We start from the raw sequence: 15,331 nt of genomic DNA, 5'->3' as shown, positions 1-15,331 counted from the left end.
GCGAAACATCTGGCGCACTTCAGTTGCCGGTCGCAGCAATGCATCTCCCTCATCCACTCCAGGAATCCGCCATGAAGGATCTACAGTCAAGCCTCGATCGTCCGGCGCTGCTCAGCCCGCTCAATTTCATCGACGGCGAATGGCAAAGCGCGCTGTCCGGCGAAACATTCGCGGTTCACAACCCGGCAACGGGCGAGGTGATCGCCAATGTGCCCGACAGCCAACCCGCGGATGCCCGCGCGGCCACCGATGCCGCGAGCCGCGCATTTCCCGGCTGGCGCGAAAAGCTGCCCAAGGAGCGCGCCGCGATCCTGCGCAACTGGTACGACGCGATCGTCGCGAACAGTGAGGACCTGGCGCGGCTGATTTCGCTCGAGCAGGGCAAGCCGCTGGCCGAAGGGCGCGGCGAGGTGGCGTATGGCGCGTCTTACGTCGCGTGGTTCGCCGAGGAAGCGTCGCGCATTTACGGCGACATCATTCCGCAGCAGCAGCGCGGCAAACGGATGACTGCGCTGAAGGAGCCGGTAGGGGTGGTCGCCGCGATCACGCCGTGGAATTTTCCGCTCGCAATGATCGCCCGCAAGATTGCGCCGGCGCTGGCGGCGGGTTGCGCCGTCGTCGCGAAGCCGGCGGAGGATACGCCGCTCACCGCGCTGGCGCTGCTGAAGCTGGCGCAGGAGGCGGGCGTGCCGGCCGGCGTGATCAACATCGTCACCGCATCGCGCGAGCATGCAGCCCCGGCGGTGGGCGACTGGCTCGCCGACGAACGGGTGCGCAAGATATCGTTCACCGGCTCGACGGCGGTGGGCAAATACCTCGCTCGCGAATCGGCGGGCACGCTCAAGAAGCTTTCCATGGAACTGGGCGGCAATGCGCCCTTCATCGTGTTCGACGATGCGGATATCGAGGTCGCGGTGGCGGGCCTGATGGCATCGAAATTCCGTAACGGCGGACAGACCTGCGTGTGTCCGAACCGGGTCTACGTGCAGTCGGGCATCTATGATCGTTTCGCCGACGTGTTGAGCACGCGCGTGGCCGCCCTCAAGGTCGCGCCAGCCACGGACGAGGCCGCGCAGATCGGCCCGATGATCAACGCCCGCGCGATCGACAAGATCGTGCGCCATGTCGAGGATGCGCTTGCTCAAGGCGCGCGCGCGTTGACCGGCGGCAAGCGCCTGACCGACGTGGGGCCCAACTATTTCGCGCCGACCGTGCTGGCCGATGCGACCGCGGACATGCTGCTGTTTCGCGAGGAAACGTTCGGGCCGGTCGTGCCGTTGTTCCGCTTCGACACCGAAGCCGACGCGCTCAAGGCTGCCAACGAGACGCCATTCGGCCTCGCCGCGTATTTTTATAGCCAGGACGTACGGCGTATCGATCGCGTTTCGCGATTGCTGGAGGCGGGCATTGTCGGCGTGAATGAGGGCGCCATTTCGAGCGAAGCGGCGCCATTCGGCGGGGTCAAGGAATCGGGCTACGGACGCGAGGGCTCGCGCTACGGTCTCGACGACTACACCACGCTGAAATATGTCTGCCAGGGCGGGCTGGCGTAAGCACGTCGGCAGGACGCGAGGCGGCCGCGAGGTGCGTCAGGTCAACGCCGATGAGAAGCCGTAAACGGAGAATCGCAAGCCCACCGCCGGCTCGTCGCGATCGTCATCGATTCTCCTTGACGTAGGTGATTGCGTTACGCATGGCGCCGAAACGTCGGCGGTATTGCGCCGGTGTGAGGCTCACTTTGCGTCTGAACAGGCGGCTGAAGAATCCCGCGTCTTCGTAGCCGACTTCATTGGCAATGGCTTCAATCGGCTGAGTGTCGGTTTCGAGCATCTGCTTGGCTTCTTCCAGCCGCAGCGTATGCACGTAAGCGAGCGGCGACATGCCGGTCGCCTGCTGAAAGCGGCGCTTGAACGAGCGCTCGGGCAAGCCGCTCATTTGCATCATCTTGCTGACGGGCGAAGGCTGGGCGTAGTGATCGGAGATCCACGACTGACAGCGCGCGATGACGGCATCTTCCGCCTGCCGCGTGCGCGCGAGCCGCGCGAACGGCTGCTGGCCGACATCGTGCCAGTCGACGAGATTGATGCGCGCCGTCTGCATTGCGGTTTCGATGCCCGCCAGCCGCGCGATCAGATACAACGCCAGATCCAGCCACGACGTGCCGCCGCCGGCCATGATGAGCCGCTCGCCATCGCCCGATGCGACTAGCGCCCGATGCGCGCGTACCTTGATCGACGGATAGCGCCGTGCCATGAAATCGCAGTACGCCCAGTGCGTCGTCGCGTCGAGGCCGTCGAGCAGGCCGGCTTCTGCGAGCAGGATCGCGCCCGAGCAGGCCGTTGCGAGAATCTTGCCCTGCGCGTAACAGCCTTTGAGGCAGGCGATTTCGTGGTCGAAGCGGCCCGCGAGCGGCTCGCCGGGCGGGACCAGCAGCTCGGGCACGCAGATTACATCGGCATCCGCGCAGGCATCGAGCGGCGCGTCCGCCGTGATTCGCACGTTATTGGCGGCGACGAACGAGGCTCCGTGGCGCGACACGACGCAGGGCGCGATGGGCGCGCGCCCCGGCGTGCCCTCGACGATGAGACCCCAGTCGCGCCCCGCCGACATGAACATGTCGTACATGCCGTACACGACGGATGCCGACGTCTCGGGCAGCGCGAGGATGCAGATGCGCACGGGTGAGCGGTCGTTCATGGCCGTTTTGTCCGGTAAGTTGCCGAAATGGCTTTGGCGTCGGGCGCACGCTCGCCGTATCGTGGCTCCGTCGCAATGTTATTAAAGTGTAAGGAAGGCGCTGGCGCCAGCACTCCCCGCAGGAGCGGGGGCCCGGACGCTCATGTTTTATCTCCTTCTTTCACTCGGCGGATGCCCCGCCGATGCCTTGCCGACGACTTCCCTGACGTGGACTTCATTGACGGAGCATGACCATGAGCCAGTACCGCACTCACCTTCCGCAACTCGATGACGCGCTTTTCATGACCGATGGCGGCATCGAGACGACGCTGATCTTTCACGATGGCATGGAGTTGCCTTGCTTCGCCGCGTTCGATCTGCTGAAGGACGCCGCGGGCACCGCGCGCCTCGACGCTTATTTCCGGCGCTATGCGAGTCTTGCGAGCAGGGAGGGTATCGGTCTCGTGCTCGAAGCGCCGACCTGGCGCGCGAATGCGGACTGGGGCCGCAAGCTGGGCTATTCCGAGGCCGCGCTCGCGCAGGCAAACCGCAAGGCGATCGAACTGCTCGTGCACGTGCGCGCCGAGTTCGAAACGCCGGATACGCCGATTGTCATCAGCGGTTGTCTAGGCCCGCGCGGCGATGCTTACCGGATCGATACACGCATGACCCGCGACGAGGCGCGAGCCTATCACCAGCCGCAGGTCGACACGCTGGCGGCGACCGAGGCGGACATGATCGCGGCCTTCACGATCACCTATCCGGAAGAAGGCATCGGCGTGATCGATGCCGCTAGGCAAGCCCGCATGCCCGTGGCGATTTCGTTCACGCTCGAAATGGACGGACGCTTGCCGTCGGGCGATGCGCTGCGCGATGTTATCGAGCGTGCCGACGCGGAAACCGGTGCCTATGCCGCGTATTACATGATCAATTGCGCGCACCCATCGCATTTCGAAAGCGTGCTGGGCGATGGAGGCGCGTGGCTCGAGCGCATTCACGGCATCCGGGCGAACGCGTCACGGCGCAGTCACGCCGAACTCGACGAATCAGCCGACCTCGACGACGGCAACCCGGAGGAGCTCGGCGCACAGTATCGGGCGCTGAACGCGTTGTTGCCGCGCATGAACGTGGTGGGCGGATGCTGTGGCACGGATCACCGCCATGTCAGCGCGATTTGTAGCGCAATGAAGGGCGTGAGAGGACAGTATGCGAGCGCGTGATCCATTCCTGCGTCGCGGCGCCACCGGACTCCGCCGCGCTGAATCAGGCGGAGGCCTGGCCCGCGGCGAGCACGTGCTCCAGTCGCTCGATGAGATTGGCGCGCGCGCGGCTCGTATGATGCTCGGTCAACTCGACCGCTCGCACCGCGTCGCCGGCCGCGATGGCCTGCGCGATCGCGGCGTGCTCGTCCCAGATCGCGTCGCGCAGGTTCGACGATTGCAGCACCGCACCCATCACACGCCGCAAGTGGACCCAATGCAGAAGGGCGCTTTCGCCAATCAGCGGATTGCCGGACGCCTGATAGATGGCATTGTGAAAAGCGGCGTCGGCATCGATCATGGCCTTGACGTCCTTGCCTTTGGACGCGCGCCGCCCTTGGGTGATCAGCGCGGGATCGATCGTACTGCGGCGTAGCGCGGCGAGTTTCGCGGCCAGCGAGTCAAGCGCGCCGCGTATTTCATAGAGGTGACCGATCCACTCGACGTCGAGCGGCGCGACGACTACACCGCGGCCCGGCGCATCCTGCACGAGGCCGTCCTTTTTCAGCAAACGCAACGCCTGCAATACCGGCGAGCGCGACACCGCGAACTGCTCGGCGATCTCCTCCTGGGTGAGACGCACGCCGGGGGCAAGCGACCCGTCGCTGATGGCATCGAGCAGCACGCGATAGACCTCGTCCACGAAGTCGGGGCGAACCTGAATTTTGTCGAATTTGATGGGCATGGCGCTCTCTGTACTTTGGATACAGACTACAGTGCCGGTCTGACGTGGTCAACGCATTGCGGGCCGGTGTCTGTCGAAGCGCGAAGCGCTGGATAGCGCGTTAACCCGTATAGGCATCTGATTACAACGCTTCTAATCTCTGTATACAGAGTTCGGAGTTCAGTAGCCAGGCAGATTGCTATCTGGCGCGGCGTTAATAATCGGAGGGGTTCCCATGACGATCAAGTCGGAAAAGATGGACGATGGCGGCAGCAGCGGCGGCGCTGTGGTGAAGAAGCTCGTGCCTTATGGTGGCTACTACACGAACAAGGTGCCCGATCACGATCCCGAACTGACCGAAACCGGCCCAGGCACCCCCACGGGTGAATACATGCGGCGCTTCTGGCATCCCGTCTGCATGGCGATGGAACTGACCGACACGCCGCGCTTCCTGAAAATTCTCGGCGAGGAACTGGTGGCTTTCCGCGACGGCAGCGGCCGGGTCGGCGTACTGCATGCGCACTGCGTGCACCGCGGCGCATCGCTCGAATATGGCGCGGTCCTGGAACACGGCATCCGCTGCTGTTATCACGGCATGGTGTTCGACGTGGACGGAACCTGTCTGCACGTGCCGTTTCCCAAAGGCGAGGAAGCGGAGGCCGAGAAGTACGCCTGCTCGATCCGGCAGGGCGCTTACAAGGCTGTCGAGCGCAATGGGCTCGTCTTCGCCTACATGGGACCGCCGGATGAAGAGCCGCCGTTTCCCGAATGGGAAGGCGACTTCACCGTGCTGCCTGGCGACGAGTTGGTGCCGTTCAGCAACTTCCAGCATTGCAACTGGTTGCAGGTGCAGGACAATGCGGCCGACAATTTCCACACGGCCGCCTTGCACGCCGGCAAAAACGTGGTGGACGGCCACTTCCAGGGCACCACGTTCGACGAGGTCGGCGCCGCGTCGATGGAAGTCGCGCCTGACATGCAATTCATCCCAGTGCAACAGGGCCGCAGTCTGGCCTGTGCGGGCGCGCGGCGTGTCGACAAGGAACGGATGTTCGTGCGCGTGCAGCATCAGGTGTTGCCGAATCTGAGCCTGCATGCGTACACATCGGAAGACGGCTCGGCACGCAAACTCTTCAGCCGCTTTCATATCGTGCGCTGGACCGTGCCCGTGGACGACGAGAACAGCAAGATGATCGGCTGGCGCGTGATGGGCCCCGGCATCGACACGCGCGGCGTCGGGAAAAAAGAGTGGGTCGGCTACGAGTCGATCGACTTTCTCGAAGGACAGGTGGCAATGCGCCGTCCGGAGCGTTTCGGCAAATATTCGATAGACGAAATGCCGCCCATCCCGACTAACCACCGTGAACGCGGGCATTACAAGCAAGCGCAATACGCGCCTGGCGATTACGAGGCCATCATCAGCCAGCGTCCCATTGCCGTGCACACGCTCGAACATCCCACCAAGCTCGACGCTGGCCTCTATCTGTTCCGCAAGATGCTGCGCGACGCCGTGCGTGGCAGCAATCCGGCCGCCGGGCCGCAGCAGTTTGCCGAGTGGCTGCGCACGGTCGGCGGGGCGCCCAACAGCTTTTGCTCGGGCAATGTGTTCGACATGCCGGAAGCGGCGACCGTCGAAGAGGAAATTGCGCGGCGGCGCAAGCTGTCCAAGGGCGTGGTGGCGATCCTGATCGAAAGCGAGAAGCTGCAAGGCGAAGCGCGGACCGCGTTCGTGCGCGACAAAATGGCGGCGCTCGAACTGGAGGTCAACGGGCGAACCGCGGGCGCGTCCGCCAATCAGGCTGCGCGGGCAGAGTCGTAAGCGTCATTGCACCACCTAACGCGAAAACCAGCGCGGCATGCGGCACTCGGTGCCGCAAAGCGGAGACATCATGGCAGAAGGCGGTTTCGAACAAACCCTGGAAGCGACGACGCTGACCGTCTTTGTCCGGCAGATTCGCTACGAAGGGCGCAACGTCCTGTCGTACGAATTCGTCGATCCGGACGATGGCGATCTGCCGCCGTTCGACGCGGGCGCGCATATCGACGTGCATCTCGGCGACGGCCTCGTGCGGCAATACTCCTTATGCAACCCGCCGGATGAGCGGGGGCGTTACGTCATCGCGGTGCTTCGCGACGAGCGCGGGCGGGGCGGCTCCAAAGCGATGCATGAGCGCTTGCGCGCCGGCGAGCGCGTGCGCATCAGCCGGCCGCGTAATCATTTCATGCTCGACGGACGGGCTACCCGCGTTCTGCTGCTGGCAGGCGGCATCGGCGTGACGCCGTTGAAGTCGATGGCGCATCGGCTCGCGCTCGATGGCGCTGACTTCGCGCTGCATTACTGCGCCCGCGAGCGGAGTGCCGCGCCGTTTCACGACGAGTTCGAAGCCATGCTCGACGCGGATCAGTTGCATTGGCACTTCGACGGCGGTGATCCATCGAAAGGACTCGACGTGCGGCGTCTGCTCGACGAAGAAGCGTCGCGCGGCACGCACGTGTACTACTGCGGTCCAGCGGGTTTCATGCGGGCTTGCGCCGAGGCGACCGCGCACTGGCCGCGTGAACGCGTGCATTGCGAGCATTTCAGTGCGCCGCCGGTGCTCGAATCGGCGGTATCGGACGCGGCGCATGACCCCAGCGGCAGCTTTGAAATCCAGATCGCGAGCACAGGTCAACGGTTGACGGTAGCGCCGAACCTGAGCATCGCCGACGTGTTACGGGAAGCACATCTGCCGATTCAGACCTCGTGCGAAGCCGGGCTGTGCGGCACATGCAAGATGCGATATCTGGAAGGTGAGGTTGATCATCGCGACTGCATTCTCGGTGCCGGCGAACAGCAGGAGTTTCTGACGGCGTGCGTATCGCGTGCGAAGAGCGAGTTGCTCGTACTCGATCTGTGATCGTGCCGCGCGAAGTGCCGCCACAGCCATTCGGCCAGAGTCAGTTCAAGGAGACGGGAGACGCGATGGACATGCAAGACTATCTGACGGTCCGCGCGCACGCGCAGGGCCGCGAAGGGCTGTTCCTGATCGGCGAAACAGGCATGACGATGCGCGCGACGCACCGTGCGGATTCGACGCTTGCGGTCTGGACGGATGGCGACGGACTACCGGCGCAGGCGACCGATATGCTCGCGGCCGATCCGCGCTTCCAGCACCTGAGTGGATTGATTCGCGTGTTCGCCGAGCCGGCGGGTTCATGCGGATACCACGCCGGCTGGATTCTCGCTCGCAGCGCCAGCGGCCTCGTGTCGATTTCAGTGCGCGATGCGGCGACCTGCGACAGTTCGCAATTGCGTGACGACGCAAACCTCGCCTTGTACCAGGCGCAGCGCTATTGCGCGCCGGACGCCGTCGTCATCGTGCAGGGCCGAATACCCGGCGAGACGGCCTCGGCGCGCGAGGCGTTGGCACGCGCATTCGGATTGACCGACGTGCGCGACCACACCTTGTATGCGGCCGACGCCGACGCCCACACGCGGCTCAGCGTCGGTTGCGTGCGCTGAGTTCCATCACCCGAGCTTGCGGGACGGCGGCATGCGGCGTTCCTTTTCGATCTCGTCGTCCTCGAGGTTCTTGATGATGGTGTGCAACGTCTTGCGAAACTGGGCAAGCGTTCTCGGTGGAATATTCCGTACCGCCACTTCGTGCAGATCCTCGGCGAGAGGAATCAGCGTCTTTTGCAGCGCCTTGCCCTTCGGCGTCAGGTAGACGCAGATGTTGCGCATATTGTCCGGCAGCTTGCGGCGCGTGATGTAGCCAAGCTTTTCCATGGCCTGCAACGCGCTATAGGCGGTCGGTTCCCGCAAGCCCGCCAGTTCGCTCAATTCACGTTGCGTGAGGCCGTCGCGCTCCCACAGGATGCGCAGGAACGGCCAGTGTCCCAACGAGACCGAATGCTCCATCAGCCGGATCTGCAGTCCGCGCGCCATGGCGCGTTGCGCGTCCTTGATGACGTGGGCGAGGCGATCGTTCGGGACGGCGTCGCGCCAGTTGATCGGCATCGGTAGCGGCGGCTTTTCTCGAACGTTTTTCGTGGTTGCCATCTTGGTCGATTGAAGTGAGCAAAGCGCATAGCATACACCGCCCGTTTGCTCCTCAAGTCAACGCAGCCGGCCCGTACAGTCCGGTCGCCTCCAGTCGGGACGAAGTGCGCGGAATTATAGGTGCGCCGCCGTATTGACATTGTGCCGTTTGCAACTTAACTTCGAATAATATTAGATGTCGAAGTATCGACAGTGTAGGCAAGCGGCGAGTGCAATCAGCTTGAATGCCGTGGCCGCCGGTGCATGACAACAAAGCGGTCGATTCGCGCCGAAAAAGCACGAAACGTGGCCGACACATTGGAGGAAGACATGGCTGATGAACTGGCGTTGAACATGACATCGTTGCGAACGCAACACCTTCCGTTTTTGCCGCGTCACCTGCCGGGCTTACCACGCCTGCTCGCGGCATGCGCGCTATCGGCGGGACTTGGCTTTGGGCTGGTGAACGCCGCGCGGGCGGAAGACACCATCGCGCTCGGCATGACCGTGCCGATGTCGGGCGCGGGAGCCAGTTGGGGATTGGGCTCCGAGTGGGTCGGCAAGCAGGCGGTGCAGTACGTGAACAGTCATGGCGGCGTTCATGTCGGCGACAAGACGTACAAGCTGGCCTTGACGTCCTACGACAACAAATACACCGCCGCGGACGGCGTGAAGGTCGCGCAGACCATGCTCAATCGCGACGGCATCAAGTTCATCATACTTGGCATGTCGACGCAGGCTGTCGTTGCCACGCAAAGCATCTCGGAGCGATCGAACGTGCTGATGTTCACCATCAGTTGGTCCAATGCGATCAAAGGCCCCAAATACCCGCTCACGTTCACGACCATGAACACGCCGACGGAGTTTCTGGAACCGCTTTATCAACTGGTCATGAAGCAGCATCCGACGATCCGCACGGTCGCCCTGATCAGCCCGAACGATAGCGCGGATCAGGAAGTCGCGAAGGCGGCGACCGCGCATTGGGAAAAGCTCGGTGCGAAGATCGTCGGGCAGTTCACGTATGAACGTGGCACGACGGAGTTCCAGCCGGTGGCCACGCGCGCCGCGCAACTGAAGCCCGATGTGATCGACACGCTCGGCGCGCCGCCGGGCGATGTAGGCGTGCTGTATCGTGCATTATCGGATCAAGGCTGGAACGGTGTGCGGATCGCTTCCGCGGGGACGGTATCGGATGCGTTGATTCACACCGGAGGAAAAACGCTCGAGGGACTCTACATGGGGCTCGACGCGGTGTTCTCGTCATCCGGCGCGACACCGATTCAGCGCGACCTCGACGCGCGCTTCCAGCCGATTTTCCACGAACCGTTGAACCTCACGGACCTGTCCGCCTGGGACGGCGTGATGGCGCTGAAAGCGGGGCTCGAAAAAGCGGGCCGTGTGGATGCAACCTCCGTCGCCAAGGTGCTGCCGACCATCGTCTTCGATTCGAGCTTCGGTCCGAGCGCGTTTGGCGGCAAGAGCCAATACGGTACGCCGCAGCAGATCCTGCTGCCGGTGATCGTCACGCAGGTACGCGACGGCAAGGTGGTCGAGATCGCGCGAATCGAGTCGACGGAATTGAAGCAGCGCCTGGGTGGGAAATAAGCGGAGCGGCGGCGCGCGAGTGTTGCCCGCCGCCATCGAATAGAAAAGCCGGGTGCAAGCACCCGGCAACTTGCCCTCGCAAGTCGCTTATAGCGAGTCGAGTACTTCTTCGAAGGCACGAGCCTGGCCGGGCTGGAACAGTTCGACCAGTTCCCGCGCGAACGGGGAATGTCGCGCATGCACGCGCGAGAGCAAACTCGCGAAACCGTCCAGGAAGTGGTGCTTGTCGCGCTCCAGCGGCAGGTCGATGCGCTCATTGGCGCGCGCATCGCGCATCGTGCCCAGCGGATCCTCGCCACGCTGCACCTTGCCGATCTCGCGATGCACCATGCGCCGCAGGATCGCCAGCCCCTGGTCCGTGCTGCCCAGGTTCTCCTTCGTGCGATCGGCGATCGGCCCTTGCGTGACCCACGCCATGATGTCCTGCGCGTCGATCATGTCCAGCGCGTACTCGCCATGCTTGTCCAGATACGGCACCTCGTACACCGGCACGCGCTCCAGCAGATGCGGCGCCACCTTCGCGCCCGGCGGCGGCACGTACGCGGTGTACCACAGGTGCAGGGTGTGCGTGTCGTCCATCGGCGTGCGGATCTGGAACGCGTACATACCCCATTGCGGCGACGCGTAGCCCACCGCCAGCATCGTCGGGAACACCAGCGGATGGCCGATCTGCCAGTCGTCGCAGTCCTCCGACTGCCCTTCGAGCAGGCGCCGCTTGATGATGCCGTGCTCGAACTCGGTAAAGCCGATGCGCACGTGCCGGCGGCTGATCGAGAACTTCGCGGGCTGCCCCTGGATCTCGCGCAGATGCTCGTGCAACTGCCCGTGCAGCCACTCGGTGTGGACCTGGTCGACCGAGTTCTCCATGATCTGCAGCCAGTTCGCCGGCACCACCGCCTGACCGATCATGCGGATCGCGGGCGAGGCGACGAAGCCGTCATAGCGCGGCAGCAGCGGACGCGGCTCCGGGCCCATGTAGGCGAACAGCATGCCGCCCAGTTCCTCGACCGCGTAGGCGCTCGTGCTCACGCGCTCCTTGAAGCAGGTCTGGGCCGACTCGTTGGGCTGCTCCAGGCATTTGCCCTGGGCGTCGAAGTGCCAGCCGTGATACGGGCAGCGGATGCCCTGGTCGGTGGGAATGCCGTAGGCGAGCGAGGCGCGCCGGTGCGGGCAGTGCTCGGCGATGAGCCCGAAGCGGCCCTGGCGGTCGCGAAACAGCACCAGGTCCTCGCCCAGCACACGCACGCGCTTGGTGGAGCGCGCGCTGCTGAACTCATCCACTCCGCCCACCGGGTGCCAGTAGCGGCGCATCAGTTCGCCGCCGGGCGTGCCCGGCCCCACACGTGTGAGCAGTTCATTCTGTTCGGCCGTCAGCATCGGGTTCTCCTCTTTGCAGCATTGCGGCGCTTTCCGCCGTCGCGCGGATGGTGAATGAAGTTTAGGAATCTAATAACAGGCTGTCAATCCTGAGTTCCCGCCTACGAACCGCAACGCGCTCGCACGCGCCGGTGTTGCGCTGCGGGAGTGACGCCATGCGGAAGCGGACGCAACGAACCCGTCAAAAATTGCCTTGACAGTGCCGGGACAGTGCATGATATTAGAGACCTAAGTAGCCATCTATGCATTCATCCCACGCATGGCATGACACGTCATGCGAAGCCAGGAGGAGACAGATGAATCAGCACGAAGGGCGCTCACTCGAAGTGCCGGGTGTCAGCCACGGTAATGCGCCGATCCCGATGGGCGCGCGCGTCGGCAACATGTTGTATTCGTCGGGTATCCCAGGCAAGGATCCCGCCACGGATACGCTTCCCGATACCGCTGAGGCCCAGGCCCGCTTTGCGTTTCAGACCATGCGGGCGCTGCTGGCAGCGGGCGGCGCGGGTCTCAGGCACCTCGTTCGCATGACCGTCTACATCAAGGACGACAGCGCGCGCGCCGCAGTCAATCAGGAATGGTTGCGCTGCTTTCCGGATCCGCACGACCGGCCCGCGCGCCACACGCTCGTCTATGACCTGCCGGGCGGCATGCTGGTCCAACTGGAAGTCATCGCCGTAGTCTCGTGAGGAGGTTTTCCGACATGCCTATGATCATCGATTCCCATGCACACGTTGTCGTGCCGCTCGAAAGCTATCGCTACATGGCCGAACTGGTCGGCAACCGGGGCAATCCGAGCAGCGCGCCGACGCTGACCGAGAAAGCGGTGCGCGACGCCGCACAGACCATTATCGACATCATGGATAAGGTCGGCACCGACATCCAGTTCCTTTCGCCACGCCCTTACATGCAGATGCACTCGATCAAGCCGGCCAAAGTGCCGGCGCTCTGGGCGCGTCACATGAACGACCTCGTGTATCAGACCGTGCAGATGTTCCCGACGCGGTTTCGTGCAGTGGCCGCGCTCCCGCAATTCCGCGACACGTCGCCGGTCAACTGCTTTGAGGAACTCGACTTTCGCGTGAAGGAGCAGGGGTTCATCGGTTGTCTGCTCAATCCGGATCCGACCGAAGGCGAAGGTCCGCAGCCTCCCGGACTCGGCGATCCGTTCTGGTATCCGCTGTACGAAAAGCTCTGCGAACTCGACATTCCCGCACTCGTTCATTCGGCCGGCAGTTGCCAGTCACGCGAAAGCTACACAATGAAGTTCATCAACGAGGAGAGCAATGCGATCGTTTCGTTGACCAATTCGGACGTGTTCGAGCGCTTTCCGAATCTGAAGCTGATCTTGCCGCACGGTGGCGGCGCCATTCCCTATCACATGGGCCGGTTTCGCGCGTGGGCCGTGCGTAAGGGCGGCGAGTCGTTCGACGACAAGCTCAAGCGTTTGTGGTTCGACACCTGCACGTACGACAAGAACGCGCTCGAACTGCTCTTCAAGACGATCGGCACCGATCGCGTACTGTTCGCCACTGAAAATCCCGGCACCGGCAGCGCGACCGATCCAACGACCGGACGGCCGTTCGACGATCTGAAGCCGGTGATCGAAGGCATCGATTTCCTGAGCGACGAAGACCGCGACAAAATTTTCGAGTGCAATTGCGCGCGCCTCTACACGCGTTTCAAGAACTACAAATAAAGGGAAACGTCATGAACGGCAATTCAGCCTTGCCGGTGCAAGCCCAGCGTCATCCAGATGACGAGCAGCAGCTCGCGTTGGTGAAGCGCCTCGCCAGGCTCGACACGTGCGCGGTATCCGACGCGCTCGACCGGCTCGGCCTGCGCGGCGTCGCGTTCGGCCTGCGGCGTCTCGCCGGAACGCATTCGTTCGCGGGCCGCGTGATCACGGTGACACTCGGTCCGGCGGATGGCGCGACGGCGCCCCGCCATCTGTGCACCACGGCGATCGATAGGGGCAGCGCAGGTGACGTGATCGTGGTCGAGCATCACGCGCATCAGGAGGCCGCAGGGTGGGGCGGCATTCTGTCCTATGCAGCGAAGCGCAACGGTATTGAAGGCGTGATCGTCGACGGCATGTGCCGCGATATCGATGAAGCCGCTGGACTGGATTTTCCGGTGGTGGGCTTGGGCGCGGTGCCGGCCACCGCGCGGTCGCGCGTGATGGAGACGGCCTGCCAGGATCCCATCGTCGTGCGCGGCATTCGCGTGTATCCGCACGATTTCGTGCTCGCGGACGGCAGCGGCGTCGTGTTCGTGAAAGCAGCACGAGCGTTAGAGGTGCTCGAACTTGCGGAGTCGCTGGCCGAGCGCGAACGGCAGATGGTCGAACGCCTGCGCGCGGGCGAACTGGTTAGCGCGGTGATGGGACATCAATACGAAAGCATGCTGGACAAAAACGCTTCGAGGGGACAGGCATGACAGACAGCGCTGTTTCGTTACTGAGCCGCATGGATACGACCACCATCTCCGATGCGCTCGACAAGCTGGGGATCTCTGGACAGTGCCTGGGCATCGCACCGCTCGATCCCACTTTCCGCATGGCCGGTCCCGCATTCACGGTTCGCTACGTGCCGTGCGGCGTGCATGGCGGCACGGTCGGCGATTACATCGACGATCTGCCGGAAGGAACCGTCGTGACGCTCGATAACCAGCAGCGTGTCGACGCGACCGTATGGGGCGACATTCTGACCATCGTCGCCACACGCAAGCATCTGGGCGGCACGGTGATCGACGGCGTGTGCCGTGACGCGCCGCGCGCAATCGAGATGCGCTATCCCATCTTTTCGCGCGGCACCTACATGCGTACCGGCAAGGATCGCGTCGCGGTCGACGCGGTGCAATGCAGTGTGTCGATCGGCGGCGTGCGCGTCAATCCCGGCGATCTGCTGGTCGGCGACCGGGACGGCGTGGTCGCCGTGCCAAAGGAGCGGTTCGAGCAGGTTGCGGAAGTGGCGCAGCGTATCGATGAAGCAGAGAACCGGATTCGCGAGGCCATCGAGCGCGGCGAACGCCTCGACGAGGTGCGCAAGACGCAGCAGTACCATTCGCTGCAAACGCGGGACCGGTCATGAGCGCGTCATATTCCGCCGAATTGCTCGACCACGCGCGACGTCTCGGGTCCGCTACCTTGCATGAGGCCGGCGGCAAGGTCGGCGCGCTACCCTCGGCGATCAAGCCGCTCGACATGCATTGGCGCCTTGCCGCGCCGGCCTTCACCGTTGCCGGCCTCGCGCTGGACAACCTGTGGTTGCATCGCGCGATTTACGCCGCGCCTAAAGGCGCAGTACTGATCCACGAATGCGGCGGCTACGTCGAAGCCGGCTACTGGGGCGGCGTGATGGCGAACGCGGCGCTCGCCCGCGAACTGGCCGGTTTCATCAGCGAAGGCGGCGTGCGTGATGTCGAAGAACTGCGCGCGTTGGGCCTCGCTGTGTTTGCCGCCAACATCTGCATCCGCGGCACGGGCAAGCGCGCGGACGGCGCGGGCGCGCTGGGTGGCTCGGTGCTGATCGGAGATGTGCTCGTCAGCACGGGCGACCTCGTGGTGGCCGATGCCGACGGCGTGGTCGTGCTGCCCGCCGCGAGCGCGGCAAACATCGTGTCCAACGGCGTCGAGCGCGAAGAGAAGGAGAGGGACATCGTCGCGCGACTCAGACGCGGCGAACGCTCGCTCGATATTTACGGCTTGCCGGAGAACGCACAATAAGG

General features: G+C 63.8%; 15 protein-coding genes. 11 read left to right on the top strand and 4 right to left on the bottom strand.

Annotation, left to right across the window (positions count from 1 at the left end; all coding sequences use genetic code 11):
- Positions 1-71: 71 nt before the first annotated feature.
- Complete coding sequence (locus ACQKRQ_RS35520; protein ID WP_427482253.1) at positions 72-1,553, top strand: NAD-dependent succinate-semialdehyde dehydrogenase; 1,482 nt, start codon at positions 72-74, stop codon at positions 1,551-1,553.
- 103 nt (positions 1,554-1,656) lie between these two features.
- Here the strand turns inward: ACQKRQ_RS35520 and ACQKRQ_RS35515 are convergent, their stop codons facing one another.
- Positions 1,657-2,697 carry a GlxA family transcriptional regulator gene (locus ACQKRQ_RS35515; protein ID WP_132379948.1) on the bottom strand — a complete coding sequence of 347 codons (1,041 nt, stop codon included), beginning with the start codon at positions 2,695-2,697 and terminating at the stop codon, positions 1,657-1,659.
- A 233-nt stretch (positions 2,698-2,930) separates the two neighbouring features.
- On the opposite strand from ACQKRQ_RS35515, the gene ACQKRQ_RS35510 reads away from it, so the two are divergent.
- Positions 2,931-3,896, top strand: a complete 966-nt coding sequence (locus ACQKRQ_RS35510; protein WP_427482250.1) for a homocysteine S-methyltransferase family protein — start codon at positions 2,931-2,933, stop codon at positions 3,894-3,896.
- Positions 3,897-3,939: 43 nt separating this feature from the next.
- On the opposite strand, the gene ACQKRQ_RS35505 is transcribed toward ACQKRQ_RS35510, so the two are convergent.
- Entirely contained in the window at positions 3,940-4,620 is a 681-nt protein-coding gene (locus ACQKRQ_RS35505; protein ID WP_427482248.1) for a GntR family transcriptional regulator, read from the bottom strand.
- A 214-nt stretch (positions 4,621-4,834) separates the two neighbouring features.
- Between ACQKRQ_RS35505 and ACQKRQ_RS35500 the strand changes: the two genes are divergently transcribed.
- The 3 genes from ACQKRQ_RS35500 (at position 4,835) to ACQKRQ_RS35490 (ending at position 8,101) form a co-directional block, all read left to right on the top strand.
- Positions 4,835-6,418 carry a Rieske 2Fe-2S domain-containing protein gene (locus tag ACQKRQ_RS35500; protein WP_427482247.1) on the top strand — a complete coding sequence of 528 codons (1,584 nt, stop codon included), beginning with the start codon at positions 4,835-4,837 and terminating at the stop codon, positions 6,416-6,418.
- Positions 6,419-6,488: 70 nt separating this feature from the next.
- Entirely contained in the window at positions 6,489-7,496 is a 1,008-nt protein-coding gene (locus ACQKRQ_RS35495) for a PDR/VanB family oxidoreductase (protein ID WP_427482245.1), read from the top strand.
- A 65-nt stretch (positions 7,497-7,561) separates the two neighbouring features.
- A complete protein-coding gene (locus ACQKRQ_RS35490) occupies positions 7,562-8,101 on the top strand; it encodes a hypothetical protein (RefSeq protein WP_427482243.1) in 540 nt (179 codons plus the stop codon).
- Between the two features lie 6 nt (positions 8,102-8,107).
- Here ACQKRQ_RS35490 and ACQKRQ_RS35485 read toward each other — a convergent pair whose 3' ends face one another.
- Complete coding sequence (locus ACQKRQ_RS35485; protein WP_427482240.1) at positions 8,108-8,641, bottom strand: MarR family winged helix-turn-helix transcriptional regulator; 534 nt, start codon at positions 8,639-8,641, stop codon at positions 8,108-8,110.
- Between the two features lie 309 nt (positions 8,642-8,950).
- On the opposite strand from ACQKRQ_RS35485, the gene ACQKRQ_RS35480 reads away from it, so the two are divergent.
- On the top strand, positions 8,951-10,225 hold the full coding sequence (locus ACQKRQ_RS35480) for an ABC transporter substrate-binding protein (RefSeq protein WP_427482238.1): 1,275 nt from the start codon (positions 8,951-8,953) through the stop codon (positions 10,223-10,225).
- A gap of 87 nt (positions 10,226-10,312) precedes the next feature.
- On the opposite strand, the gene ACQKRQ_RS35475 is transcribed toward ACQKRQ_RS35480, so the two are convergent.
- Positions 10,313-11,602, bottom strand: coding sequence for a Rieske 2Fe-2S domain-containing protein (locus ACQKRQ_RS35475; protein WP_427482218.1), 1,290 nt, complete (start codon positions 11,600-11,602; stop codon positions 10,313-10,315).
- Between the two features lie 296 nt (positions 11,603-11,898).
- Between ACQKRQ_RS35475 and ACQKRQ_RS35470 the strand changes: the two genes are divergently transcribed.
- From ACQKRQ_RS35470 to ACQKRQ_RS35450, 5 genes are read left to right on the top strand one after another with little or no spacing between them, the layout of a single operon-like run.
- On the top strand, positions 11,899-12,291 hold the full coding sequence (locus ACQKRQ_RS35470; protein ID WP_408320933.1) for a RidA family protein: 393 nt from the start codon (positions 11,899-11,901) through the stop codon (positions 12,289-12,291).
- A gap of 14 nt (positions 12,292-12,305) precedes the next feature.
- Positions 12,306-13,301 (top strand): amidohydrolase family protein, encoded by a 996-nt coding sequence (locus ACQKRQ_RS35465; protein WP_427482237.1) that lies wholly within the window; start codon positions 12,306-12,308, stop codon positions 13,299-13,301.
- Between the two features lie 11 nt (positions 13,302-13,312).
- Positions 13,313-14,041, top strand: coding sequence for an RraA family protein (locus ACQKRQ_RS35460; RefSeq protein ID WP_427482235.1), 729 nt, complete (start codon positions 13,313-13,315; stop codon positions 14,039-14,041).
- The gene (locus ACQKRQ_RS35455; RefSeq protein ID WP_427482234.1) at positions 14,038-14,694 is read left to right on the top strand and encodes an RraA family protein; all 657 of its coding nucleotides are present in this window, start codon (positions 14,038-14,040) and stop codon (positions 14,692-14,694) included. Before ACQKRQ_RS35460 ends, ACQKRQ_RS35455 begins: the two co-directional genes overlap by 4 nt.
- Positions 14,691-15,329 (top strand): RraA family protein, encoded by a 639-nt coding sequence (locus tag ACQKRQ_RS35450; protein ID WP_427482233.1) that lies wholly within the window; start codon positions 14,691-14,693, stop codon positions 15,327-15,329. Before ACQKRQ_RS35455 ends, ACQKRQ_RS35450 begins: the two co-directional genes overlap by 4 nt.
- The last annotated feature ends 2 nt before the right edge of the window (positions 15,330-15,331 follow it).

It is taken from the genome of Paraburkholderia sp. NPDC080076, from assembly GCF_050281145.1.
GTDB lineage: Bacteria > Pseudomonadota > Gammaproteobacteria > Burkholderiales > Burkholderiaceae > Paraburkholderia.
This window is presented reverse-complemented; position numbering and strand designations above follow the sequence as displayed.

What these genes read in the sequence shown, in the direction of transcription:
- ACQKRQ_RS35505 (WP_427482248.1), bottom strand. Translation starts at nt 4,620, where the DNA reads ATGCCCATCAAATTCGACAAAATTCAGGTTCGCCCCGACTTCGTGGAC.
- ACQKRQ_RS35490 (WP_427482243.1), top strand. Translation starts at nt 7,562, where the DNA reads ATGGACATGCAAGACTATCTGACGGTCCGCGCGCACGCGCAGGGCCGC.
- ACQKRQ_RS35485 (WP_427482240.1), bottom strand. Translation starts at nt 8,641, where the DNA reads ATGGCAACCACGAAAAACGTTCGAGAAAAGCCGCCGCTACCGATGCCG.
- ACQKRQ_RS35500 (WP_427482247.1), top strand. Translation starts at nt 4,835, where the DNA reads ATGACGATCAAGTCGGAAAAGATGGACGATGGCGGCAGCAGCGGCGGC.
- ACQKRQ_RS35480 (WP_427482238.1), top strand. Translation starts at nt 8,951, where the DNA reads ATGGCTGATGAACTGGCGTTGAACATGACATCGTTGCGAACGCAACAC.
- ACQKRQ_RS35515 (WP_132379948.1), bottom strand. Translation starts at nt 2,697, where the DNA reads ATGAACGACCGCTCACCCGTGCGCATCTGCATCCTCGCGCTGCCCGAG.
- ACQKRQ_RS35510 (WP_427482250.1), top strand. Translation starts at nt 2,931, where the DNA reads ATGAGCCAGTACCGCACTCACCTTCCGCAACTCGATGACGCGCTTTTC.
- ACQKRQ_RS35460 (WP_427482235.1), top strand. Translation starts at nt 13,313, where the DNA reads ATGAACGGCAATTCAGCCTTGCCGGTGCAAGCCCAGCGTCATCCAGAT.
- ACQKRQ_RS35455 (WP_427482234.1), top strand. Translation starts at nt 14,038, where the DNA reads ATGACAGACAGCGCTGTTTCGTTACTGAGCCGCATGGATACGACCACC.
- ACQKRQ_RS35475 (WP_427482218.1), bottom strand. Translation starts at nt 11,602, where the DNA reads ATGCTGACGGCCGAACAGAATGAACTGCTCACACGTGTGGGGCCGGGC.
- ACQKRQ_RS35450 (WP_427482233.1), top strand. Translation starts at nt 14,691, where the DNA reads ATGAGCGCGTCATATTCCGCCGAATTGCTCGACCACGCGCGACGTCTC.
- ACQKRQ_RS35495 (WP_427482245.1), top strand. Translation starts at nt 6,489, where the DNA reads ATGGCAGAAGGCGGTTTCGAACAAACCCTGGAAGCGACGACGCTGACC.
- ACQKRQ_RS35520 (WP_427482253.1), top strand. Translation starts at nt 72, where the DNA reads ATGAAGGATCTACAGTCAAGCCTCGATCGTCCGGCGCTGCTCAGCCCG.
- ACQKRQ_RS35470 (WP_408320933.1), top strand. Translation starts at nt 11,899, where the DNA reads ATGAATCAGCACGAAGGGCGCTCACTCGAAGTGCCGGGTGTCAGCCAC.
- ACQKRQ_RS35465 (WP_427482237.1), top strand. Translation starts at nt 12,306, where the DNA reads ATGCCTATGATCATCGATTCCCATGCACACGTTGTCGTGCCGCTCGAA.